The following is a 22,959-nucleotide window of genomic DNA, read 5'->3' as shown; positions in this document are numbered from 1 at the left end:
TCATATAGCCGGCAAATCCCCCTGCAAGCTTGCCTCCCTACAAATGAGGCATGACTTCGCAACAGACCAAACAACGTAAACCCGGCCGCGCCCGGCGGGCCGTCGTCGCCAGCGCCGTGGCCCTCACCCTGTCCGCCGGGGGTGCCACGGCCTGGGCGCTGGACCGGTTCGTGGTGGAGCACGTCGAGATCGCAGACGTCTCAGCCTACGAAGCCAGCCAGGCGGGTACCGCCACCGGAGCCTCGGCAGGCACCGCCACCGGCACGACGGCGGGCGGCACCAGCGATCCGGGCGGCACCGCCGTCGCCACGGACACCTCCTACGTCTCCGGCTCTTCCACCATCAATATCTCTGCGGTGGCCAACGGCAGCGGTGACAATACCGTCACCTACTACGTTGCCGACGTCGTCCTCGACGACGCCACCACCCTCCAGTCCGCTTTCGCCAACGACAGCTTCGGCGAGAACATCACCGAAACCACGTCCGCCATTGCTGAGGCCAACAACGCAATCTTCGCCATCAACGGTGACTACTACGGCTTCCGCGACACGGGCATCGTCATCCGCAACGGCGTGGTGTTCCGTGACGAGGGCGCGCGGCAGGGCCTGGCGTTCTACCGCGACGGCACCGTCACGGTCTACGACGAAACCACCACCACCGCGGAGCAACTGGTATCCGAGGGCGTCTGGAACACCCTTTCTTTCGGCCCGTCCCTGCTGGACAACGGCGAAATCGCCGAAGGCATCGAGGACGTGGAGGTGGACACAAACTTCGGCAACCACTCCATCCAGGGCGAACAGCCGCGCACCGCCGTGGGTATTATCGACCAAAACCACCTGGTGTTCGTAGTGGTGGACGGCCGCAGCCCCGGCTACAGCGCGGGCGTCACCATGACCGGACTCGCGGAAACCATGCAGGGCCTCGGCGCCACCACTGCCTACAACATCGACGGCGGCGGTTCCTCCACCATGTACTTCAACGGCGGGCTGGTGAACAACCCGCTGGGTGAAAACAAGGAACGCGGCACCTCCGACATCCTCTACATCGGGCAGTAGGGCCGGCCATGGTCATCCTGATCCCGGCCTACGAGCCGGACCAGCAGTTACCTGCCCTGATCCGGTCCATCCGCCAGGCAGAGCCGTGGCTTCCCATCGTGGTGGTGGATGACGGAAGCGGGGCGGAGTTTAAGGAAGTGTTCGACGCCGTCCGGGCCCTTGGGTGCCACGTCATCAGTTACGGGCGGAACCGGGGAAAGGGCTTCGCCCTGAAATCCGGCTTGGGCTTCATCGCGGACAACCTGCCCGGCCATGACGTGGTCTGCGCCGACAGCGACGGCCAGCACCGGACCGCGGACATCCTTCGGGTAGCCGTGACCCTGCAGGAAAACCGGTCCGCACAGGGCTGGTCCACGATGGTGCTGGGCAGCCGGAAGTTCACCGGCGGTGTCCCGGCTCGCAGCCGGTTCGGCAACACCGCAACCAGGGTGCTCTTCACCTTGGCCACCGGCGAGCGCATCCCCGATACCCAGACCGGCCTCCGCGGGTACCCCGCTGCCATGATCCCCTGGCTCCGGTCCGTCCGCGGCGACCGGTACGAATACGAGCTGAACCTGCTGCTTGAAGCCCGGAACGCCGGCTACGCCATCTGTTCGGTGGAGATCGCCACGGTGTACCTGGACGACAATTCCGGTTCCCACTTCCGGCCGCTGGCCGACTCGGTGCGGATCTACGCCCCGCTGCTGAAGTTTCTGGCCTCGTCCTTCGCGGCGTTCCTGGTGGACACCGTCTTGTTCGTGCTGCTTACGGTGCTCGTCGACTCCCTGCTCCTGGCCGTGCTGGGCGCCCGGGCTGTGAGTTCCGCCGTGAACTTCATGGTGAACCGGCGCATCGTCTTTGAACACGGCAGGGACAGGCCGGCCGGTGCCGCCGGCATCCGATACTTCAGCCTTGCGGCCCTGCTGCTTGCAGCAAACTTCGGCCTCATCTGGGCCTTGGAGGGCGCCGGGCTGCTGGCGCTTCCCGCCAAGATCCTGGCCGAGGCCATCCTGCTGGCCATCAGTTTCGTGGTGCAGCAGCGCCTGCTGTTCACCGCGCAAGCAAGCGGGAAAGCAGCTGGCAAAAGCTCCCGCACCGGGCCCAGGGAACCGTCAGCCAGCACTCATATACCGGGCTAGGTTCCGTCACAGCACCCGCACAGGTTGCCCGGGCATCGTGAATACCAGCCCACCGAAAACATCCCGGAGAATCCCATGAACCCCCTTATTTTCATCCTCGCCGACCTGGCAGCCATCAGCATCCTCACCTTCGCCCTCTACCTTCGCCGCCATCGCCGCCGCGACCTGGTGGTTTCCTACTTGGGCATGAACGTCGGCGTCCTGGCCGTGGCCACGGCCCTCTCGGGTTCCGCCGCCGGCCTGGGCCTGGGCCTGGGCCTGTTCGGGGTCCTGTCCATCATCCGGCTCCGCTCCACCGAGCTGGCCCAGCACGAGGTTGCCTACTACTTCTCAGCGCTGGCGCTTGGCCTGATCGCGGGCCTGGGCATTGAACCGCTTTGGCTGACCGGTTCCCTGATGGCCCTGATCCTGCTGGTGATGTTCGTAGGAGACCACCCGCGGGTCCTGCCGGCCCACCGGCACCAGACCGTCATCCTGGACCGCGCCATTGCCGAGGACGGCGGGCTCCATGCCCGGCTTGAGGAGGTCCTCCACGGCAAGGTCCACTCCGCCACCATTACGGAACTGGATCTGGTGAACGACAAAACCATCGTGGATGTCCGCTACGCCTACTCCCCCGCAACCTTCCCTGCACCGGCGTACCTTTCGGACGTGACGACGCCGGCGCCGCGCCACGCCGAACCGGCGCTCATGGAACCGGCACCGGTTGAACCTGTCCGCGTTGAGCCTGTTCCCGGCGAAGCTGTTCCCGGCGAAGCAGCCCCCGCCCGCCTGTCAGCCCCGGCAGGTGCCGCATGAACGCCCCCGCAACAGCCGTCGTCGGAAACCTCGGTTCCCTCCGGCCCGTAGGACTGGAGGAGCTCAACTCCGAAGCCGCGCTCCAGACCCGCGTGGACCGCAAGTACGTGGTCCCGGCCCGGCTGGCAGGCCAGCTCCTCACCACCTTCCGCGCCGACGTCCGCGTCCTGGACATGGACGGCACCCGCAGCTTCGCCTACGACTCGGTCTACTTCGACACCGCCCGCCTGGACAGCTACCTGCTGGCCGCCCACGGCCGCAGGCGCCGGTACAAGATCCGCACCCGGACCTACGTGGACAGCGCGGTGAGCTTCCTGGAAGTGAAAACCGAAGGCGCCCGGGAAGCAACGGTCAAGGAACGCATCCCGTACCTTCCCGAGGACCGAGCCCGGCTCACCGCCGAAGGCCTGGAATACGTCCGTGAAACACTCTCCGCCGCCGTGGGCTCAGTGCCCGCAGGCCGCCTGGAACCGGTCCTGGAAACCCGCTACCACCGGACCACCCTCTACCTGCCGGAGTCCGGGAGCCGCGCCACCATCGACACGGACGTGACCTGGCAGCGTCCCGGCCAGGCTCCCTGGGTGCTCGACGATGCGGTCATCCTGGAAACCAAGTCGGGCTCCACGGCCGGGCCGCTGGACCGGCACCTTTGGGCCCACGGGGTCCGGCCGTCCCGGATCTCAAAATTCGCCACCGGCATGGCCGCCCTGTGCCCAGACCTGCCCGCAAACCGCTGGAACCGGACGCTGCGCCGCAGCCTCGCCCTCCGGCCCGCAGCCTGACCCTGCTTCCCCCAACTTCACCAAAAGGAACACACACCATGAAACGCTTCCGCACACACCTGTCCGTCACCGCGCTGGCCCTCGCCCTCGGCCTGGCCGGCTGCTCCGTTGCCGGTTCAACTCCCACCGGGGTCTCGGCTGTCACCGCATCGGGATCCACCACCAGCGCCGGAACCACCGGCTCCGCTGCCGCCACCGGCACTGCCCAGGCAGTCTCGTTGGACGCCCTCGCAGAAGACACCCACTATGACGCCGACGACCTGACCTGGGATGCCGCCGCCGAAGTAGCCGTGACACTGGCGGACGGTGCCAGCGCTGCCGCCGGCGGAACGTCGTCGGACGCTGTAAAGGTCGACGGCGACACCGTCACCATCACGGCGGCAGGCACCTACCGCCTCAGCGGTTCCCTGTCCGACGGGCAGGTGGTGGTGGCTGCCGGTGAAGAAGACGTGGTCCGCATCATCCTCGGCGGGGCAGCCATCACCAGCTCGACGGGCTCCCCGTTCGTTGTGCAGGGCGCGAACGAGGCGATCGTCTACCTCGAGGACGGATCCTCGAACTCCCTGGGCGACGCCTCAACCTATGCCGACCAGGGCACGGACGCCCCCAACGCAGCCTTGTACTCCATGGCCGACCTCACCGTCGCCGGCACCGGGTCCCTCACAGTGGATGGCAACTTCAACGACGGCATCTCCTCGAAGGATGGCCTGGTCCTGGCCGCCGGTACCGTGACGGTGGACGCTGCGGACGACGGCATCGTAGGCAAGGACTACGCGGTTCTCCTGGACGGCGCGTACCAGGTGACGGCGGGCGACGACGGCTTCAAGTCGGATAACGGGGAGGACGAGGGCCGCGGCTGGGTGCTGATCAACGGCGGCACCCTGAACGTCAGCGCCGGCGACGACGGCATCAAGGCCTTCAACACGCTCACCATCGCTGCCGGCACCGCCACGGTTGAGGAATCGGAGGAAGGCCTCGAAGCCCAGCACATCATCGTGTCCGGCGGCACGGCCACCGTGACCGCCAACGACGACGGCGTGAACGCCTCCGGCGGCAGCACCAGTTCCGGCGGCATGGGCGGTGAGATGGCCGTGGGCGACTACACCGTGGACATCAGCGGCGGCCTGCTCACCATCAACTCCGAAGGCGACGGCCTGGACTCCAACGGCAACGCCAGCATCTCCGGCGGCACCGTCGTCGTCAATGGCCCCACGAACAACGGCAACGGGGCGCTGGACGTCAACGGTGAGCTGGCCGTCACGGGGGGAACCGTGGCCGCTGCGGGCAGTGCCGGCATGGTGGTCACACCGGGTGCCTCCTCCACGCAGTCCGGCGTGCAGGTGACCCTGGAGTCGTCCGTTCCCGCGGGTACGGTAGTCCAGATTGCCGACTCCTACGGCAACGTGGTGGCAGCCTTCGTCACCACCAAGGCCACGGCGTCACTGGTGTTCTCCTCCGCGGCCATCAACGACGGCGAGGAATACGCCGTCTATACCGGCGGGACGGCAACGGTCAGCGCGGGCATCGGCGAAGGGTCGCTCGACGGTGCCACGGAACAGGATACGGCTACCGGCGGCGAGTACACGGCAGCGCAGGGCCCCGGCGGCGGAGGCGGCGGCCCCCGCTGGTAGGCCCCCACGCTCCATCACTTAACGCGGCATTTCTCCCAACGCTCCATCACTCAACACAGCATTTCCCCCAACGCTCCATCACTCAACACAGCATTTCCCCCAACGCTCCATCACTCAACACAGCATTTCCCCCAACGCTCGCTCACGTCCGGCGGTAGCAGTCATGACACCGCCGGACGTTTGCGTGCGCCGGTGTGCTGTACGGGCGGCTGCTACTTGGCGAGGAAGCGCAGGAGCGCTTCGTTTACTTCGGCGGCGTGCGTCCACAGCAGGCCGTGCGGGGCACCTTCGATTTCCACATATTCGGCGCTTGGCAATGCCTTCGCGAACAGCCTGCCGGTGGAGTCGATGGGCAGGATATTGTCCGCGGTGCCGTGGAGGATGAGCGCCGGGACGTCGATCTTGGGGATGTCGTCCCGGAAGTCCGTGAGCCACGTGGGCTGCGCTGCAACGGATGCTGTGGCGCCCGCGCCGGCGGCGAGGTTCCAGCTGGCGTTCACGGCCTCCTGGCTGAGGCGGGATGTGCCCAGGAACGTGTCCGAGTTGTAGAAGTTCTTGAAGAACTCGGCGAAGAAGGCGTACCGGTCCGCTGTGACGGCCTCCTTCAGCCCGTCGAAGACCTCCTGCGGGACGCCGTCCGGGTTGTCATCGGTCTTGAGCAGGAACGGTTCCAGGGAGCCGAGGAAGGCTGCCCGCGCCACCCGGGCTGAGCCGTAGGTGCCCAGGTAGCGGCCCACCTCGCCGGTGCCCATGGAGAAGCCCACCAGTACAACGTCGTTAAGGTCCAGGGTTGTTAGGACGGTGTTGAGGTCGGCAGCGAAGGTGTCGTAATCGTAGCCCTCAGTGGTCTTGCTTGATTTCCCGAAGCCGCGGCGGTCGTAGGTGATGACACGGTACCCGGCGTCAAGAAGCGCAACGGTCTGCTTTTCCCAGGAGGATCCGTCCAGGGGGTAGCCGTGGATCAGGACGACGGGCTGGCCGGAGCCGTGGTCTTCGTAGTAGAGCTCGATATCAGTGCTGTTTTCGGTTCCAACGGTGATGAAGGCCATCGCGGCGGGTCCTTTCGAGACTGTGGGATCGGTGCGGCCGCCGAAGGTGCCGCGGCCGCGCAGTACCTACTCTAGGGCGGTCCACCGTTCAGTCCAGCCCTTCCCGCGCGGGGTTTCCCTACAGAGGCGTTTCCCTTCAGCCGCGTGGGTTTCCCTTCAGGCCGGTCAGGCTACTGGGAGGGTTGCGGAAGTTCGCAGGAAATCTTGGGATTCGCTCCCATGTAGTTCAGGGGCCCGGCGGCGATGGTGATGGCGATGGTTCCGGCCTCCGCGCAGTTGCCGGGTGCGGCGCCGAAATAGCCCCGCTGCCAGGCGGCCACCCCGCCGATAATGAGCCAGATAACGATGAGTGCTCCGAGAATCCGCATGATTCCTCCATTGGGCGCCGCGGCGGCTATGGGATCAATTATGCGCGCTGCCCCGGGGAGTGCGAGAGCGTCCGCCGAAAGCACGCATCAAATGCGAGAGCGTCCGCCGAAAACACGCATCAAATGCGAGAGCGTCCGTGGGAAACAGAAACACCTCCGGTCCCGGGGTATTCCCGGAACCGGAGGTGCTTTTGGTGCTTGGACTGGCAGTGCTGGGGTCAGGCCTTGGCCGTCTTGCCGGGCAGTGCCAGCTTGAAGATCTTGCCCCAGGTGGATCCGACCTGCTTCAGCAGCGGACCGGTGGTGTACTTCAAACCGTAGCGCTCGCAGATTTCACGGACCTTGGGTGCCACCTCGGCGTACCGGTTGGAGGGCAGGTCCGGGAAGAGGTGGTGCTCAATCTGGTGCGAGAGGTTACCGGTCATGATGTGCATGAACTTCGACCCGGAAATGTTGGCAGAGCCGATCATCTGGCGGATGTACCAGTCACCGCGGGTTTCACCTTCGGCCATTTCCTCCGTGAAGGTGTCCGTGCCTTCGGGGAAGTGGCCGCAGAAGATCACGGCGTGGGCCCAGACGTTGCGCACAGCGTTGGCGGTCAGGGTTCCGTAGAGCGCCTGCTTTCCGGAACCGGTCAGCATGGCGACGGCGGGGGTCGCGGCGTAGTCCTTGGTGAACTGCGTAACCACCTTCTTGCCCAGCGCCTTGAGGTCCTTGAGCAGCGCTTCCTTGGACTTCTTGCCTTCCTTGAACTCCGTCAGTTCGAGGTCGTAGATGGCAATACCCCATTCGAAAAGGGGCGCCAGGATGGCGTTGTACAGCGGGTTGCCGAGGTTCATCGGCTTCCACGGCTGCTGTTCGTCCATCCGCAGGAGGTTGTATCCGACGTCGTTGTCCTTGCCCACCACGTTGGTCCAGCGGTGGTGGAGGTCGTTGTGGGTGTGCTGCCACGAGCGCGACGGGGTGACGAAGTCCCACTCCCAGGTGGTGGAGTGGATGTCCGGGTCCCGCATCCAGTCCCACTGGCCGTGCAGCACGTTGTGCCCGATTTCCATGTTTTCCAGGATCTTGGCCAGGCTCAGCAGCGTGGTTCCGGTGACCCAGGCAGCCTTGTTCTTGCTGACCAGCAGTGCGGCACGGCCGGAGATCTCAAGGCCACGCTGGATCTTGATTACCCGGCGGATGTAGGCGGCGTCGGCTGAACCGCGCTTGGCCAGGACCTCGTCACGGATAGCGTCGAGTTCACGCCCAAGTTCCGCCACCTGCTCATCACTCAGGTGGGCGGCGGCCGGCGGCCGGACGGTGGGGCTGCCGGACTCGGCGAGCTTTCCGGGGCGCGTCCTTGACCCTCCGGTCGGCTTGCCTTCGGCGGGTGTGGTTTTGCTCGGTGTTACTACAGTCATACCGTGATGCTCCTCAGATTTCGAGGTTGACGGGTCCGGCGGCTGCCGAGACACACGTTTGGATCAGTTGGCCGGGTTCGCCGTGGACTTCCCCGGTGCGGAGGTCGCGGACCTGGCCGGACAGGAGTGGGGTTAAGCAGCTGTGGCAGATGCCCATGCGGCAACCACTGGGCATCAGTACCCCGGCGTCCTCACCCACGTCCAGGATGGGGGTGTCGCCGTCGGCTTCCACCTCACGGTCGGAGGCCTCAAAGGTGACCAGCCCGCCGTCGTGCCCCACGCCGGCGTCGAAGGTGGTGTTGAAGCGTTCGATCATGAGGTTGCCGGGGCTGCCGGCCACCGCAACGTCGGAACCCGGCGCTGCCGTGGTCAGCGCCGCGCGCTTCCACAGCGCCTCGGCGTCGTCCAGGAAGCTGTCCGGACCACAGGCATATGCCGCGCGTTCCTTCCAGTCGGGACAGATCTCGTCCAGCTGGGAGGTGTTGGTGAGGTCCATGCGGCCCTGCTCGCCGGTGAACCAGTGGGCGAGGCGGAAATTGGGGAACTGGTCCGCCAGCTCCGCAAGTTCCTCGCGGAAGAGGCTGTCGCCAGGAGTGCGGGCCGAGTGGACCAGCACGACGTCGGCATCCGGACGCCGCGGAACAAGGGTGCGGATCATGGACATTACGGGAGTGATGCCACTGCCCGCGGTGACCATCAGCAGGGGGCGGGGGTGCTCCGGGAGCACGAAATCGCCCTGAGGAGGAGCCAGGAACAGGACGTCGCCCGGCTTGGTGGTCCGCACCAAGGTGCCGGATACGGCCCCCACGTCTGTGACCGTGATGGCGGGGTCCTTGCCCGCAGGGGTGCTGAGGGAATAGGACCGCCAATGGCGGACGCCGTCCAGCTCGACGCCGATGCGCGCCCACTGGCCTGCCAGGTGGGAGTGCCAGCCGCGGCCGGGCCGGAAGAAGATGGTTGCTGACTGTGCCGTCTCCTGCACCACACGAGTGACCACGCCACGAAGCTGGCGGGCAGAGTAGACGGGATTGAACAGGGCTAGGATGTCCTCCGGCGACAAGGGCGTGGTGAGGACAGTGGCCGCCTGGGCCAGCTGGCGTAACCGGATCATGGGATTAAGCCTAGAGCGGCGCGAGCCATATTTCTCTCTCTCCGTCATATGACCGTTCCGCAGTCACGCTGTAGTAATGGCGCTAAGCCCCCAAGCCGCACTCTAAGAGTAACGGTTCGGCAACGCGGAAAGTTCCGTGGTGGTTCAATAAGCCTGCTTAGTATATCGCGGACAGGGCCTGCAGGGGAGAATTTTTTGCCGCCCAAGGGGCGTTACGCCTGTTCAGGAGCCCGGGCTCCATCCCAGCGCAGGCGCGATGTGCCGGGTGATATTGCCCAGCAGCTTCGCATTGAAGTCGACGCCCAGCTGGTTGGGGACGGTCAGCAGGAGGGTGTCTGCCGCCTGGACGGCGGTGTCCGCAGCCAATTGCTCCGCCAGGACGTCCGGGGAACCCGCGTAGCTCTTCCCGAACCTGGCAGTCAGCCCGTCGATAATGCCCACCTGGTCGCGGCCGTCCCGAAGGGCGGCGCCGGCAAAATACCGGCTGTCTTCTTCATCCACGATGGGCAGGACGCTGCGGCTTACCGACACCCGCGGCGCGTGTTGGTGGCCTGCCGCAGTCCAGGCGTCCCTGAACAGCTGGATCTGCTCCGCCTGGAGTTCGTGGAAGGGCACACCGGTGTCCTCGGTCAGCAGCGTGGAACTCATCAGGTTCATTCCGAGTTCAGCTGCCCATACCGCGGTCTTCCTGGAGCCGGCGCCCCACCAGATGCGCTCAGCGAGCCCGGGAGACTGCGGCTGGACCGGCAGGAGCCCGGTGGCCCCACCTGCGTAGCGCGGGTCTGCTTCCGCTACTCCCGCACCGGTGACCGCCTTCCGGAAGAGGGCGGTGTGGCGCCGGGCCATATCGGCGTCGGTTTCGCCGGTGTCCGGCACGTAGCCGAAAGCTGCCGCGCCTTGGCGGGCCGGCTCGGGTGATCCGCGGCTGATGCCGAGCTGCAGCCGTCCGCCGCTGATCAGGTCCGCGGCCGCGGCTTCCTCGGCCATATAGAGCGGGTTTTCGTAACGCATGTCTATGACGCCCGTGCCGATCTCGATCTTGGTGGTGCGCGCGGCGATGGCGGACAGAAGCGGGAACGGCGAGGCCTGCTGCCGGGCGAAGTGGTGAACGCGGAAGAACGCGCCGTCCATTCCGAGCTCCTCCGCAGCCACGGCCAGATCGATGGCCTGGAGGAGGGCATCACCCGCAGTCCTGGTGCGGGAGCCCTGACCGGGGCCCCAATGGCCAAATGAAAGAAATCCAATACGCTCCATACCTGGCCCAACCCCGCCCCGGCATCCAGCATTCCCGTCCCTCAAAGCCCGGCTGGCATGATGGCGGCGTGGGTATCCCTGATGAAGCTGTGAGCATCGCCAAGACTGTGGTGCTGTTTGTCCTGGCCGCAGCGGCGGAAATTGGCGGCGCGTGGCTGGTGTGGCAGTCAGTGCGTGAAGGCAAGGACTGGTGGTGGGCCGGCCTGGGCGTCATCGCCCTGGGGGCATACGGGTTTGTGGCCACATTGCAGCCTGACGCGCATTTTGGCCGGATCCTGGCGGCATACGGCGGGGTGTTCGTGGCCGGGTCGCTTGCCTGGGGAATGGTCTTTGACGGTTTCCGGCCGGACCGCTGGGACATCGCCGGTTCATTGATCTGCCTGCTTGGGGTGGCCGTGATCATGTTTGCCCCGCGCAGCGGCGCCTAGCACAAGGAAACGCAGCGGCACCTAGCACAAGGAAGCACAGCACCGCGCAGGGCAGGACAACCCGGCAAAGAGCAGCGTAGCTAAACTGGCACCGTGACCAACCGCGAGCAGCCCGCCAGCGCCCCCGTCCCGCCGTCGCGCGGGAAAATCGCCGAACGACTGCTGCCGGGCGGGGAAGAGCCGGACCCGCGGTTCACCCTGGCCAACGAGCGCACGTTCCTTGCCTGGATCCGCACGTCCCTGGCGCTGCTGGCCGGCGGCATCGCCATTGAAGCTTTCACCTCGGACCTCTTCCTGGAGCCGGTCCGCAAGGGCCTGGCGGTGGTCCTGCTTCTGCTGGGCATGCTGTTGAGCGCCGGCTCCGCTGTCCGGTGGCTTCGGGTGGAACGCAGCATGCGAAATAAGGCACCGTTGCCTCTGCCGCTTATTGTGCCGCTGCTGGCCGCCGCCGGCGCGCTGGCGGCGGCCGTCGTCCTGATCTTCATCCTCTGGCGCTGACCATGGCACCGTCCCGCGGCGCCGCGGCACTGCATGGGGATCCCGGCCTTCAACCGGAACGGACCACGCTCGCCTGGGGCAGGACCATGCTGGCCCTGGTGACAGTCAGCGCGATCTTCCTGCGGTGGCTGCCGCAGCATGGCCTGCCTATCCTGCTGCTGTTCACGGTGTCGGCCGGAACGGCGGCCGGCATCTACTTCACGCAGCGGCGCCGCTACCGGATCAGCTCGCACGGCATCCGTAAGGAAATGCACGACGCCGATATCACCGCCGTGCTGTGGACGGCTTTTGCCGGGGTGGTCCTGGGCGCCCTTGGCATTGGCGTGGTGCTTATTGGCTAGTGCCGCCGCACCGCTCCGCCTGCGAGAACGCCGGCTTAGAACATCGGCAGGAAGAAGCCGGCAAGGAATGCGGCCGCGCCAATGCCTGTCAGGTACCGGCCCAGCAGCGCTGCCGTCCTGCCCGCCTCTTCCGGCGCAGCAGTTTGCCACTGGGTAGGACGCTTGGGGTGGTAGTAGACCGGAAGGGTGTCGCCCACGGCGAGGTCCCTGATGTCGTGGGGAGACATGGGCGCGTGGTGCACCTGGAATTTGCGGTCGAACCAGCGAAAGCCCACGCCCGTACTGTCGGAGTACACCACGGCCTCAGCCACGGCCCACGGATGAACGAAGCGGCGGAGGAAGCCTGTGTAGAAGAGCAGTGCGAGCCCGGCGGGCAGGCACATCCAGGTCAGCATTTCCAGGATTGGACCTGCCATATCGAGCACAGTGGGCATGATTCAGATGGTACAGGCGTACGCTGAGGGAACCGTTCCGGGAAGTAAGGGGAAGCCATGAATGACCAGGATATTTTGACCCGCATCCAGGCCCTCGTTGAGGAGGAGCACACCTTACGGGAGGCTCCAGGGGACGGGCAGGTGCCTGATAAGGCGCGGCTGAAGCAGGTGGAGGAAAGCCTGGACCAGTGCTGGGACCTGCTGCGGCAGCGCCGGGCAAAGTCCGAATCCGGCGAGGACCCCAACGACGCCGAAGCCCGGCCCGTCAGCGAAGTTGAAGGCTACAAGCAGTAGCTTTCACACAGATTGGAGCATCTATGCGACTGGCTGTCGCCCAGATCATCAGCAGTGCAGATCCCGCCGGGAACCTGGGGCTGATCCGCGACTACGCTGCGCAGGCCAAAGCTGCCGGCGCAGAACTGGTGGTGTTTCCCGAGGCCGCCATGCGCGCTTTCGGCCATTCCCTCCGCGATATCGCAGAACCGCTCGACGGGCCCTGGGCTGGGGAAGTCCGGGCCATCGCGCGGGAACTGGATATTGCGATCGTGGCCGGGATGTTCACTCCCGGGAAGGACGGACGCGTCCGCAATACCCTGCTGGTCACGGGCCCCGGCGTGGAAACGTCCTATGACAAAGTGCACCTGTTCGACGCCTTCGGATTCGCGGAGTCAAAAACGGTGGACGCGGGCGAAACTCCGGTGACCTTCAAGCTCAACGGCACGGTCTTCGGCCTCGCCACGTGCTACGACGTCCGCTTCCCGGCGCTGTTCACTGCCAACGCCCGGGCCGGGGCGCAGGTCAACATCGTGTGCGCATCCTGGGGAGCCGGTGAGGGCAAGGCTGAGCAGTGGGACCTCCTGGTGCGGGCGCGCGCCCTGGACAGCACCACGTTCGTGGTGGCCTGCGGACAGGGGGACCCTGAAACCACCGGCGCAGGCCGGGCAGGGAGCGCCCCAACGGGCATCGGGCACAGCGCAGTGATCACTCCCCTGGGCTCCGCCCTAGTGACGCTGGGCGGCAAGCCGGAACTCGCCGTCGTCGATATCGACCCGTCCGTTGTTGACGAGGTGCGCAGCAAGCTCCCTGTGCTGGCCAACGCCCGGCAGTTCTGACCCACTCACTGCAAGGCCCTCGGTGCATCTCCCCACCTTTCGCTGCGAACGACGACGGCGCACGGCGTTTTTTCTGCCGCGCGCCGTCGTCGTCTTTTAAGCTGCGGAATTTCAGCGGGCCCTGGAGTGAGCTTGCGTTCACGGCCCTGAAACCTGCACGGTTTTCCGCGTTCGACGGCGGTTCTCACCTTTCCCGCCCGGCACCCTGCGCTGTAACGGCCCCTGGAGAACCACCGGTCCGGCCACTTCGCTGCATCGAGGACTTCCGTTAACAAGCCTGAAACATGATGGACGCGCGAACTTCACGTAAGGGCGGATTGTGTAACGCAGCCGCAACTTTTGCGCGCCTTTCCTGAAACACCGGCGGAGAAACATGGACGCCGGGGGAAGTGCGAGGGCCGGAAAGAGCGCCCCGCTGGCGCAACGCGAAGGGACCCGCAGGTGGAGATTTCTGCCCAACATGTCTGGCTGATGATTTCGGCCGCGATGGTACTGCTGATGACGCCCGGGCTGGGGCTCTTCTATGGCGGCATGACCCGCGCCAAGGCCGCGCTCAACATGATCATGATGAGCTTTATCTCCGCCGGGATTGTTGGTGTGGTGTGGGTCCTGTGGGGCTACTCCATGACAACGGGCGACGGCGTGCTGGGCATCTTCGGCAATCCCTTCGCCAACTTCGGCCTGCAGAACCTGATGAGCTCCCCCGACCTGATCAAAGCCGGCTACAGCGCCACGTTTGCGATCATCACTGTGGCGCTGATCAGCGGAGCCATCGCTGACCGCGCAAAGTTCGGCGCGTGGGCGCTGTTCGTACCGCTGTGGATCACCGTGGTCTACTGCCCCCTCGCCTACATGATCTGGGGAGGCGGGCTGATGAGCGCCGGCGGAGCAGTCACCGCCGTGTTCGGCCAGGTCATCGACTTCGCCGGCGGCGCGGTCGTGGAGATCAGCTCCGGGACCGCCGCCCTGGTCCTTGCCCTGATCGTGGGCCAGCGCCACGGTTTCGCCAAGGACCCCAACCACCGTCCGCACAACATTCCCTTCATCATGCTGGGTGCCGCCATTCTCTGGTTTGGCTGGTTCGGCTTCAATGGCGGCGCGGCAACAACAGCCGAGCAGGCCGGCCTGATCTGGGTGAACACGCTGGTGACTCCCGCCGCGGCGATGCTGAGCTGGCTGGTCACCGAAAAGATCCGCCACGGGCATCCCACGTCCCTCGGTGCGGCATCCGGCGTAGTTGCCGGGCTCGTGGCCATCACCCCGTCCTGCGCCAACATCAGCCCGGTTGCCGCAATTGGCCTGGGCTTCGTGGCCGGGGCTGCCTGCGCAGTCTTCGTTGACCTCAAGTACCGGTTCGGCCTGGACGACTCGCTCGATGTTGTGGGCGTGCACCTCGGCGCCGGACTCATCGGCACCCTTGCGCTCGGCTTCATCGCCCTTCCCGTGGATGGCCAGGGCGGCGGACTCCTCTACGGCGGGGGTGTGCAGCAGCTGATCGCCCAGACGGCGGCCGTGGTGATCACCCTGCTGCTCTCCGGCGCCGGGACCTTCGTCATTGGCCGGGCCATCAACAAGACCATTGGCTTCCGGGTCAGCCACGAGGCAGAGACTGCCGGAGTGGATTTGGCTGAACACGCCGAGAGTGCCTATGCCTTCGGTGAAATCGGGGCAGGCTTCAATCCGCTGCACCCCGCTTCCCACTCCCCCGCGGCCAGCGACGCCGGGACCGTAGAAGCAAACAGCAGGAGTGTGGCGCGCACCAAAGAAGACTCCTTCGCCTGAGCGGGGCGGCGTTTACGGCCGGTGGGCGGGCTCTGACAGGAGGGTCAGTCAGCCAGGATCTTGTACAGTGCCCGCCGGGTCTCATCCATCTTTTCGATGGCGGCGGCGCGCTGTTCCTCAGTGACACCGCTGCGGAACTGGTGGATTGCTCCCATCAGCTTGCCGATGCTCTGGTGGAACTCGCGGTCGGAACTGTCCGGCCCAGCACTCCAGGCGTTCTCCATTTCCTCCCCATGCTCGGCCACATAGGCCCTGCCCCGGTCCGTGAGGGTGAACTCCGTCCCGCGCCCCTCGCTGAGTGCTGAGATCAGGTCCTCGTCAACGAGCTGCTGCAGCGTGGGGTAGATGGATCCCGGGCTGGGCCGCCAGGCACCTTCGGTTTTCTCGGCAATCGTCTTGATCAGCCCGTAACCGTTCGAGGGCGCCTCGGCCAGGAGCGAGAGGACAGCTGCCCGGACATCCCCCCTGCTGGCCCGCCGTGAGCCGCGGCCGAAACCCGGACCGAACCCGGGGCCGAAACCTGGCCCAAAGCCGGGTCCGAAGCCAGGACCAAAACCTCCACCGCGGTGCCCGTGCGGCCCCCTGCGGGCCCTGCCGCGCCCGAATGCGTCCCTGCCCGATTCTGTCCCGGGAAATTTCTCCTCATGTATGCCGTTCATGGTGGCACTGTCCTTTCACGTAGGTTCTCTAAAGTTCTTCAGCGATAGTTAACGATATGTCGTTAGCTATCGGGAGGTCAAGACCAGGAGCGTGATCAAATCCTGACCTTCCAGCACCTCAAAGTGCCGCCGGAAGGGCGTATTCTTTGGGGACCTCCAAGCTCGAGGGCTGAACGATGGCGAAGAAAACGAAGCGCAGGCGCGGTCTCGGCACCGCCCTGGGAAGGTTCCTGGGGTTCCTGGCCGCGAGCGTCATGTGCGGCGTCCTGGCGGCCAGCCTTGTAGTTCCGGCGGTGGCGGCAGCTGGATACGGCGTCAGCAGTTCCATTGGTTTCTTCGACAGCCTGCCCGAGGAACTCACTGTCCAGCCGCCGTCGCAATCCACCAAAGTCCTCACCTCCGATGGCCAGCCGATTGCCACTTTCTACGCCGAAAACCGCGTCAGGATTCCGCTGGACCAGATGTCTCCGCACATCAAGGACGCGATCATCGCCATCGAGGACAGCAGGTTCTATGAACATGCCGGCATCGATCCCCAGGGCATCGTGCGGGCAGTGTTCTCGAATCTGACCAAGGGCGGCCAGCAGGGCGCGTCAACCATCACGCAGCAGTACGTCACCAACGTGATCAATGAAGCCCGGCTGTCGCAGGACAGGGCGGATGAGGTGATCCTCTCCGGACAGAAGGATGTTGGTGACAAGCTGCGGGAGATGAAGCTGGCGATTGCGCTGGAGAAGAAGTTCACCAAGGAGCAGATCCTTGAGGGGTACCTGAACATCGTCTTCTTCAACAGCGACGCCTATGGCATCGAGGCAGCTTCGCGCTACTTCTTCAGCACCACCGCCAAGGACCTCACCCTGCCGCAGGCCGCACTGCTGGCCGGACTCGTCAACAGCCCCACGTTCTACAATCCGGCGATCAACCCGGACAAGTCGATCGTCCGCCGGAACCAGGTGCTGTCGGAGATGATGCTGCAGGGCAAGATCACCCAGGCTCAGCACGACGAAGCCGTGGCCACGCCGATCGAGCTGAAGATCAGTCCGGAGCGGCAAGGGTGCGCCTACGCGTCCATGGCGCCGTACTTCTGTGACTACATTTCCCATCTCATCCTGAACAACCCCGCCTACGGGAACAGCCTGATAGAACGGCAGCGGAAGCTGTACCGAGGCGGCCTGACCATCGTCACCACCCTGGACAGCAGGCTGCAGGCAGCCGCCCAGGCGCAGGTGGACGGCACGGCCGGTCCAAACCCGGACAGGTGGGGCGCCGCCCTGGTCACTGTGCAGCCGGGGACCGGCAAGATCCTGGCGATGGCCCAGAACACGGTGTTCCTCCCGGAACCGGGCAAGTTCGACACGCACCTGAACTTCAATGTGGATGCCAAGGACCCGCAGGGGAACGACCTCAACGGAGCGGGCGGTTTCCAGCCCGGGTCCACCATGAAGCCGTTCACCTTTGCCGAGTGGCTGAACGAGGGCAAGTCCCTGACCGCTGAGGTGGACGCTTCACGGCGGGTCTATCCGCTGAACTTTCCCTGGCGGTCCAGCTGCGGGAAGGTGATGGGCGCCTACAGCACCGCGCAGAACAACCCCCAGCTGGGCGCCGCTGACGACCTGCAGAACGCAGAGGAGGGCTTCTACCGGAAGATGCCCATCAACTACGGGCTGTACAACTCGATCAACACGGCTACGTTCGCCTCGGCGGCGCAGCTGGACTTCTGCGGCATCCAGAAGATGGTGGACGCCGTGGGGCTTCACAGCGGGCTGGATGGAACCCCGGTCAACATGCACCAGCTGGGCAACCTTCTGGGCGCTATCGGCGTCGCTCCCCTGCACCTTGCCAACGCTTTTGCCACGTTCGCCAATGACGGCCGCTACTGCACACCCATCGCTTTGGTGGGCGTCAAGGATGCGACCGGGGGCAGCCTGCCCGCCCAGCCCGTGGAGTGCCGGGATGCCGTGAAGCCGGACGTGGCCCGCGGGGTCAACAATGTGCTGCAGGATGTGCTGGTCAGGGGCTCAGGTGTCTGGATCAATCCCAAGACCCACGACAAGTTCCCGGTGGCGGCCAAGACCGGCACCTCGAACAACAACGGGTCCACCTGGATTGTTGGCTACACCTCGGGTATTGCCACTGCTTCCTTCTTCGGCGACGCCCTTGAGGGACAGAAGCGGGCGGGGCAGAACGTCACCATCAACGGGACCTTCTATCCGCGCCTTGACGGCTACATGATTGCCGGACCGCAGTGGGCCAACTACATGCTGCAGGCGGCGCCGTTGTATCCCCGCAATCCGTTCCCGCCCGCTCCGCCGTCGATGATGAGCCCCAGTCCGTCACCCAGCCCCCGTCCCTAAGTCCGGCACCCGCCAGACGGAACAACGCGGCCAAGTACCTGCACTGCGGGTCTTGCCTTTGGCCCGTGCTCGTTGAGACGCCGTTGTGTCCCCGCGGCTGGTGCTGCGGGCGGATATCACGACGGCGGGCTGGCGTGCCCGTGCCGGGTAGGGGTGGTGCTGTGGAGTGGTAGGTGTGGCCGGTGGGGGTTTGGAGTTCGACTGTGTGTCTGGGTCCGGGGACTGGGATGGCTGAGAACCCGGGTGTTTCTTTGGTGTGGTTGCAGGCTTCGCAGAGGCCTTGGCCGTTGTTGCTGGTGGTTGGGCCGTCCTGGTGCCGGGGGGTGATGTGGTCGTGGTGGCGGATGGGTGCGTCGCAGTAGGGGGTGCGGCAGGTGTCGTCGCGGACCTGGAGGAACCGGCGGAGCCCGGGCGGGAAGAGCCGGGCCTTCGAATCCATCGCGAGGAGTTCTCCGCTGCCCGGCGCTGTGTAAAGCCGCCGAAGCCAGACATCGACGTCGCTGCTGTCCCTGACGTCAGTCCCTGCAGCGCCGGCGACGGCCGCTTCCGTATCAGGGGTCCTCTCGGCCAGCGCACCTCCCGTTATATCTTCCGCTGTACCTGCGGGCCGGACGCTACGGGGTTTGGCACCGGCGGGCCTCACGGCTGGCAATCCCTGACCCATAGCTTTCGGCCCGCCCCGCACTCCGGGGGCTTCCAGCTCTCCTAATCCTCCGAGGATTTTTTGCCAGGCCCAGTGGGCGGGGACGATGCCGTAGCCTGCGAGGCGGGCTGGTTCGCTGTCGCCCTGGAAGAGGGTGCGGTCGGTCATGACGAGCTGGACCTCGATGCCGGCGACCCCGCCAGGGGTGCCGGTGATGTTTTCAACGAGCTGGTCGGCCATGATCGCACCCCGGGACCGCTCATCACCCTGTGACCGGACGGTGTCCGCATGCCGGGTCAGGGCCGCGTAGACGGCCACCCCCTGGGCGACCGGGAGCAGTGCGGTCAGGCGGGCCATGGTGTCCGGCGCCGGACGAAGACTCACGGTCCGGTCGTTCACCGCGTGGGCCGCGCGTCGTGTCACCGAATGCGGGTCACGCCGGTACGCGGCGGCCCGGACCGCGGCAATAATGGCCCGGTCCCCGGCACCCGCCAGTGAACCAGCGCCTGCCAGTGAGTCATTGCCTGTCAGGGTGCCGGTGTTGGCGGCGAGTTCCTCGTCCACGGCGCACCGGTCCTCGGCGGACAGGCACGCGGTTTCCTTCACGATGAGGGTGGCGCGCCATTCGTTCAGCTGCCCGGACTCCAGGGCTGCCAGGGCGTGGGGCATCTCAGTGCCGAGGGCTTTGGCAAGGCCCAGGAGCCGGCCGCCGCGGGCCGGGGACTCCCGCCGCGCCAAAGCCACCTGCGCGGCAACACCGGCGCCTTGTTCCTTGGCCGGGACACCGGCCGCGGCCTGCTCCCGCCGCTGGGAAAGATCAAAAGCCACAGTAATCCGGGCCTGTTTAGCAGCGGCCAGCGACTTCAAATCCTCCAGCTCCCGCAACTGATCAATCATCCCCGGACCATCAGCAGCGGCCGTAATCGAAGCTAAGGCGCGAGAGATATCAGCAACGGACAGGACACCCTGAACCGGCGGCACACCAGAGTCAAGGTGCGTGCAGGCTGCAGGCGCAGCGGGGCTCCCCGCCGCCTGCGCTCTTGCCGGTGCCCCTGCCAACCCCTGAACCGCTCCCATGAGTAAAGTCTTTCAGCAGGGTGTGACATTGACCCGCTGCCAAAAACGCTATGTGGAAAACCAGGCACCAGCAGAAGCCGCCACCGCTCTGGCAGCATTGGCGTGGTGAAGAGCCTTGAAACCGATCGGCTAATCCTCCGCCAATGGAAGCCGGAGGACGCCGGCTTTGTACTGGACCTCTACTCGCGCTGGGAGGTACAGCGTTTCATTGGCAACCATCCCCAGGTGATGCGGGACCGGTCCCAGGCCGACGAGCGTATCCGCGCCTGGCAGCAGATGGACAACCCCGTCCACGGTGTCTGGGCAGTGCAGCTGAAGGAACAGCTGCAAGGACAGGCCGGGCTGCGCGGCCATGGCAGCGGCGGTGGCCCGAGCCCTTGCACTGATCAAGACCTTCCTGCCCCGCTTGCCGGCACCCTGCTCCTCAAGTCCATTCCGGCCTCGGGCGATGACTTGCCGTTGGAACCTTCAGGGGACACCGAAATTGGCTGGCACTTCCACCCTGATTACTGGGGGCATGGCTATGCGACTGAAGCTGCGGCAGCGGTCCTGTCCTACGCCTTTGCAAGCGGCCTGGAAAAGGTGGTTGCAGTGACCGCCCCAGCCAATAAAGCCTCGCAGAGCGTCTGTTTGCGGATCGGGATGAGGCATGGCGGGCAAACTCGCAGGTACTACAACGCGCTGTGTGAGCTCTTTGAAGCGACAGCCCCGGCACAAGCCAAGGACCACGCTGAGGCGCGGACCACGAAGGCGGGGAGTACGACGTCGGGAGGCCAGCGCCGTCGTCCGTCCGCCTAAGCCGTACCTTTCCACAGCCGCTGCCACCAGGGGCGCGCGGGCTGCGGTTCCGCCGGAGGCTCGGCGGGGCGGGCCTCCCGGCGCTGGCGCCACCGGTCCACTTCGTCCTCAACATCCCGGGTCTGGGTGATAACCGGCGGCCCGCCCTGCAGCTGGCGGCGGGCGTCGATGACGCGGCGGTTGAAATCCTGCAGGATGTCCCGCACCTGCTGCTCCGTGTACTGGGCGTCGAGCCTGGCATCAAGTTCGGCGTCCTCCTTCCGGAGCAGGATGGCCGCCGGACCGAGGCCGCTGATGTTTTCCCGCTGGATGAGGCCCTTGACCCACCAGTCGGGATCGTACGACTCCCCGAGCCCCGGAATTGGCTTGCCGGCGTACTTGAGGTTGTCGAACTTGCCCTGCGCCATGGCGTCCCGGACAAGGTATTCGGCCCGGGCGGCGTCGCTCACCTTCCTGCGCTTCTCACGCTCCTTCTCTTCAAGGGCGTCCAGCTCCGCTTCTTCCTCTGCGCTGATGCCTGCCCCGCGGTAGGAACGCATTTCGGCAGCACGCTCCAGGCGCTTCCGGTACTCTGCTGCACCGCTCCCCATTGCCGTCACCGCCTCACCTTTTTCCCAACGTCCCCTTCCAGTATTCAGAAGCCTTTGGCCGGGTTCAACGCCCGCCCGCACGACGGCACGGAAAGCCGGAGCCAGGCGGCGTCGCTTCGCTTAAGCTGGGCAGGCGGGGGCCGCACAAGGAGGAGGCAGTGCCATGGATGCCAACGGAGAAGCTGAGCGTTCGGCAACTTTCAGCTGGACAGATCCGCGCGTGGGCCTTGAGCACCTGTCCCGCTTGTCCGGGCTGGACTACCTCACCGGCATGCGGGACGGGACCATTCCGCGGCCGCCCATGGCGTCCCTGATGAACCTGGCCCTTGTTGGAGTTGAGCCGGGGCGCGTGGAATTCGAATGCCGGCCGGCCGAAGCGCACTACAACCCGCTGGGCATGGTGCACGGCGGCTTGGCCTGCACGCTCCTGGACACTGTTGTTGGATGCGCCGGACACAGCACCCTGGCCGCCGGATTCGGTTACACGTCCATCAACCTCTCGGTCAGCTACCTCCGCCCCATCACCCTCGAGCACGGAGTGCTTCGGGCCGAAGGTACCGTGACCAAACCGGGATCGCGGGTGATCTTCGCTGAGGGACGCATCTTCGGGCCGGCCGGTGAACTCCTGGCCACCGCCACCAGTTCGCTCCTGGTTTTCGCCACAGCCCCGGCCCGGTAGGGCTCCAGCCCAACCAGCCAGCAGCAGCCCCGCCAGCCCGGGAAAGACTGAAGCGTACGACGGCGGGACGTCCCGCCGTCGTACGCTTTCGTTGTGCTTGTGGTGCAGTAAGCCGGTCAGGCGTTGGCGTGTTCGGCGAGGATCGCGTCGATCTGGCCGACAGCTCCGGTCATGCCCTCCTCCATGCCCATCTGCACCATCTGTTCCATCTGTTCTTCGGATTCGAAGATGGTGGCAACGGTCATGGTGGTGCGGCCGCTGCTCTCCTCAAGCGTTACCGTGACGTGGGTGCTCCCCATGGCCTCGACGGGCGCGCCGTTGTCGTCCGCGAAACCGTCGTCGAACTCCAGCCTGGCAGGCGGTTGGATGGAGGTGAAACTCCACCACCCGCCGGCTTTCTCGCCCTCGGGACCGGTCATGTAGTAGCCGGCCCTGCCGCCGGGCTCGAAGTCGAACTTCTCGAAGGTGGCCGGCCAGGTGGGCGGCCCCCACCACCGCTCGAGCTGGCGCGGGTCTTCCCAGAGCTGCCAGACGCGTTCGACGCCGGCGTCGAACTCAGCGGTGAGGATGAAGCTGAGCGCCTCAAGATTCTTGGTGGTACCAGTAACGGACATTGCAGAACCCTTCCTTATCCTTCAGCCAGAATGCCTTCGATCTGGTCGACGCGCTGCCGCCAGATCGCCTCATACTCATCGAGCAGCCGCCGGGCTTTTTGCAGGCCTTCATGGTTTCCCCGCACGATCTGCTCCCTTCCGCGCTTCTCCTTGGTCACCAGGGATGCGCGTTCCAACACCGCAACATGCTTTTGGACTGCGGCGAAGCTCATGGCATAGAGGGCCGCGAGGCCGGACACCGAATATTCGCCCACTGTCACACGGCGGACAATATCGCGGCGGGTGGAATCGGCGAACGCCTGGAAGAGGCGGTCCAACTCGGCTTCACGAAGCTGATCTACAACCATTTGGTTGTACGATAGTCCTGCCCGCCCATGCTGT

The 22,959-nt window shown here is 65.6% G+C and carries 24 protein-coding genes and 1 pseudogene; 14 read left to right on the top strand and 11 right to left on the bottom strand.

Translation table 11 applies throughout. The features are described 5' to 3' along the window. Positions 1-50 precede the first annotated feature (50 nt). The 5 genes from WHH00_RS02290 to WHH00_RS02270 all read left to right on the top strand — a co-directional run bounded on the left by WHH00_RS02290 (position 51) and on the right by WHH00_RS02270 (position 5,384). On the top strand, positions 51-1,055 hold the full coding sequence (locus WHH00_RS02290; RefSeq protein ID WP_406636166.1) for a phosphodiester glycosidase family protein: 1,005 nt from the start codon (positions 51-53) through the stop codon (positions 1,053-1,055). A gap of 8 nt (positions 1,056-1,063) precedes the next feature. Continuing rightward, complete coding sequence (locus tag WHH00_RS02285) at positions 1,064-2,173, top strand: GtrA family protein (RefSeq protein ID WP_406636164.1); 1,110 nt, start codon at positions 1,064-1,066, stop codon at positions 2,171-2,173. 75 nt (positions 2,174-2,248) lie between these two features. Continuing rightward, positions 2,249-2,971: a DUF4956 domain-containing protein gene (locus tag WHH00_RS02280; RefSeq protein WP_406636163.1), complete on the top strand. Its 723-nt coding sequence runs from the start codon at positions 2,249-2,251 to the stop codon at positions 2,969-2,971. Then, positions 2,968-3,753, top strand: coding sequence for a polyphosphate polymerase domain-containing protein (locus tag WHH00_RS02275; RefSeq protein ID WP_406636161.1), 786 nt, complete (start codon positions 2,968-2,970; stop codon positions 3,751-3,753). The genes WHH00_RS02280 and WHH00_RS02275 overlap by 4 nt, the downstream gene beginning before the upstream one ends. A 38-nt stretch (positions 3,754-3,791) precedes the next feature. Beyond that, positions 3,792-5,384, top strand: coding sequence for a carbohydrate-binding domain-containing protein (locus WHH00_RS02270; protein ID WP_406636160.1), 1,593 nt, complete (start codon positions 3,792-3,794; stop codon positions 5,382-5,384). 212 nt (positions 5,385-5,596) lie between these two features. Here the strand turns inward: WHH00_RS02270 and WHH00_RS02265 are convergent, their stop codons facing one another. From WHH00_RS02265 to WHH00_RS02245, 5 genes are all read right to left on the bottom strand, one after another. After that, positions 5,597-6,433: an alpha/beta fold hydrolase gene (locus tag WHH00_RS02265; RefSeq protein WP_406636158.1), complete on the bottom strand. Its 837-nt coding sequence runs from the start codon at positions 6,431-6,433 to the stop codon at positions 5,597-5,599. Positions 6,434-6,603: 170 nt separating this feature from the next. Beyond that, positions 6,604-6,801: a hypothetical protein gene (locus WHH00_RS02260; RefSeq protein ID WP_231457626.1), complete on the bottom strand. Its 198-nt coding sequence runs from the start codon at positions 6,799-6,801 to the stop codon at positions 6,604-6,606. Positions 6,802-7,019: 218 nt separating this feature from the next. Next, positions 7,020-8,204 carry an acyl-CoA desaturase gene (locus WHH00_RS02255; RefSeq protein ID WP_231457625.1) on the bottom strand — a complete coding sequence of 395 codons (1,185 nt, stop codon included), beginning with the start codon at positions 8,202-8,204 and terminating at the stop codon, positions 7,020-7,022. Positions 8,205-8,217: 13 nt separating this feature from the next. Then, positions 8,218-9,315, bottom strand: coding sequence for a ferredoxin reductase (locus WHH00_RS02250; RefSeq protein ID WP_066279078.1), 1,098 nt, complete (start codon positions 9,313-9,315; stop codon positions 8,218-8,220). Positions 9,316-9,537: 222 nt separating this feature from the next. Beyond that, positions 9,538-10,569 (bottom strand): LLM class flavin-dependent oxidoreductase, encoded by a 1,032-nt coding sequence (locus WHH00_RS02245; RefSeq protein ID WP_406636155.1) that lies wholly within the window; start codon positions 10,567-10,569, stop codon positions 9,538-9,540. A gap of 89 nt (positions 10,570-10,658) precedes the next feature. On the opposite strand from WHH00_RS02245, the gene WHH00_RS02240 reads away from it, so the two are divergent. From WHH00_RS02240 to WHH00_RS02230, 3 genes are all read left to right on the top strand, one after another. Then, positions 10,659-10,997, top strand: a complete 339-nt coding sequence (locus tag WHH00_RS02240) for a YnfA family protein (protein ID WP_406638470.1) — start codon at positions 10,659-10,661, stop codon at positions 10,995-10,997. A 93-nt stretch (positions 10,998-11,090) separates the two neighbouring features. Then, a complete protein-coding gene (locus WHH00_RS02235) occupies positions 11,091-11,495 on the top strand; it encodes a YidH family protein (RefSeq protein WP_406636153.1) in 405 nt (134 codons plus the stop codon). A 2-nt stretch (positions 11,496-11,497) separates the two neighbouring features. After that, entirely contained in the window at positions 11,498-11,836 is a 339-nt protein-coding gene (locus tag WHH00_RS02230) for a DUF202 domain-containing protein (RefSeq protein ID WP_406636151.1), read from the top strand. Positions 11,837-11,871: 35 nt separating this feature from the next. Here WHH00_RS02230 and WHH00_RS02225 read toward each other — a convergent pair whose 3' ends face one another. Continuing rightward, positions 11,872-12,270 (bottom strand): hypothetical protein, encoded by a 399-nt coding sequence (locus tag WHH00_RS02225; protein WP_406636149.1) that lies wholly within the window; start codon positions 12,268-12,270, stop codon positions 11,872-11,874. Positions 12,271-12,327: 57 nt separating this feature from the next. Here WHH00_RS02225 and WHH00_RS02220 point away from each other — a divergent pair, with 57 nt between their 5' ends. The 3 genes from WHH00_RS02220 (at position 12,328) to WHH00_RS02210 (ending at position 15,164) form a co-directional block, all read left to right on the top strand. Next, positions 12,328-12,564, top strand: coding sequence for a DUF2630 family protein (locus WHH00_RS02220; protein ID WP_231457620.1), 237 nt, complete (start codon positions 12,328-12,330; stop codon positions 12,562-12,564). Positions 12,565-12,587: 23 nt separating this feature from the next. Then, complete coding sequence (locus tag WHH00_RS02215; RefSeq protein WP_406636147.1) at positions 12,588-13,382, top strand: carbon-nitrogen hydrolase family protein; 795 nt, start codon at positions 12,588-12,590, stop codon at positions 13,380-13,382. Between the two features lie 441 nt (positions 13,383-13,823). Beyond that, a complete protein-coding gene (locus WHH00_RS02210) occupies positions 13,824-15,164 on the top strand; it encodes an ammonium transporter (protein ID WP_406636146.1) in 1,341 nt (446 codons plus the stop codon). Between the two features lie 44 nt (positions 15,165-15,208). On the opposite strand, the gene WHH00_RS02205 is transcribed toward WHH00_RS02210, so the two are convergent. Continuing rightward, positions 15,209-15,823, bottom strand: a complete 615-nt coding sequence (locus WHH00_RS02205; protein WP_406636144.1) for a PadR family transcriptional regulator — start codon at positions 15,821-15,823, stop codon at positions 15,209-15,211. A gap of 176 nt (positions 15,824-15,999) precedes the next feature. Here WHH00_RS02205 and WHH00_RS02200 point away from each other — a divergent pair, with 176 nt between their 5' ends. Then, positions 16,000-18,177 carry a transglycosylase domain-containing protein gene (locus tag WHH00_RS02200; RefSeq protein ID WP_406636142.1) on the top strand — a complete coding sequence of 726 codons (2,178 nt, stop codon included), beginning with the start codon at positions 16,000-16,002 and terminating at the stop codon, positions 18,175-18,177. A 142-nt stretch (positions 18,178-18,319) separates the two neighbouring features. On the opposite strand, the pseudogene WHH00_RS02195 reads toward WHH00_RS02200, so the two are convergent. Further along, positions 18,320-19,897, bottom strand: a pseudogene (locus WHH00_RS02195) (DUF222 domain-containing protein); the annotation flags it as partial. Positions 19,898-20,002: 105 nt separating this feature from the next. Here WHH00_RS02195 and WHH00_RS02190 point away from each other — a divergent pair. After that, positions 20,003-20,695: a GNAT family N-acetyltransferase gene (locus tag WHH00_RS02190; RefSeq protein ID WP_406636140.1), complete on the top strand. Its 693-nt coding sequence runs from the start codon at positions 20,003-20,005 to the stop codon at positions 20,693-20,695. Here the strand turns inward: WHH00_RS02190 and WHH00_RS02185 are convergent. Next, positions 20,692-21,285, bottom strand: coding sequence for a DUF1992 domain-containing protein (locus WHH00_RS02185; protein ID WP_406638468.1), 594 nt, complete (start codon positions 21,283-21,285; stop codon positions 20,692-20,694). The two genes, WHH00_RS02190 and WHH00_RS02185, sit on opposite strands and share 4 nt — an antisense overlap. Before the next feature lie 163 nt (positions 21,286-21,448). Here WHH00_RS02185 and WHH00_RS02180 point away from each other — a divergent pair, with 163 nt between their 5' ends. Then, the gene (locus WHH00_RS02180; RefSeq protein WP_406636138.1) at positions 21,449-21,964 is read left to right on the top strand and encodes a PaaI family thioesterase; all 516 of its coding nucleotides are present in this window, start codon (positions 21,449-21,451) and stop codon (positions 21,962-21,964) included. Positions 21,965-22,080: 116 nt separating this feature from the next. Here the strand turns inward: WHH00_RS02180 and WHH00_RS02175 are convergent, their stop codons facing one another. Beyond that, complete coding sequence (locus WHH00_RS02175) at positions 22,081-22,578, bottom strand: SRPBCC domain-containing protein (RefSeq protein ID WP_406636136.1); 498 nt, start codon at positions 22,576-22,578, stop codon at positions 22,081-22,083. A gap of 14 nt (positions 22,579-22,592) precedes the next feature. Next, the gene (locus WHH00_RS02170; RefSeq protein WP_406636134.1) at positions 22,593-22,925 is read right to left on the bottom strand and encodes an ArsR/SmtB family transcription factor; all 333 of its coding nucleotides are present in this window, start codon (positions 22,923-22,925) and stop codon (positions 22,593-22,595) included. Positions 22,926-22,959: the final 34 nt, after the last annotated feature.

This window comes from Pseudarthrobacter quantipunctorum, assembly GCF_045291495.1.
GTDB lineage: Bacteria > Actinomycetota > Actinomycetes > Actinomycetales > Micrococcaceae > Arthrobacter > Arthrobacter quantipunctorum.
This window is presented reverse-complemented; position numbering and strand designations above follow the sequence as displayed.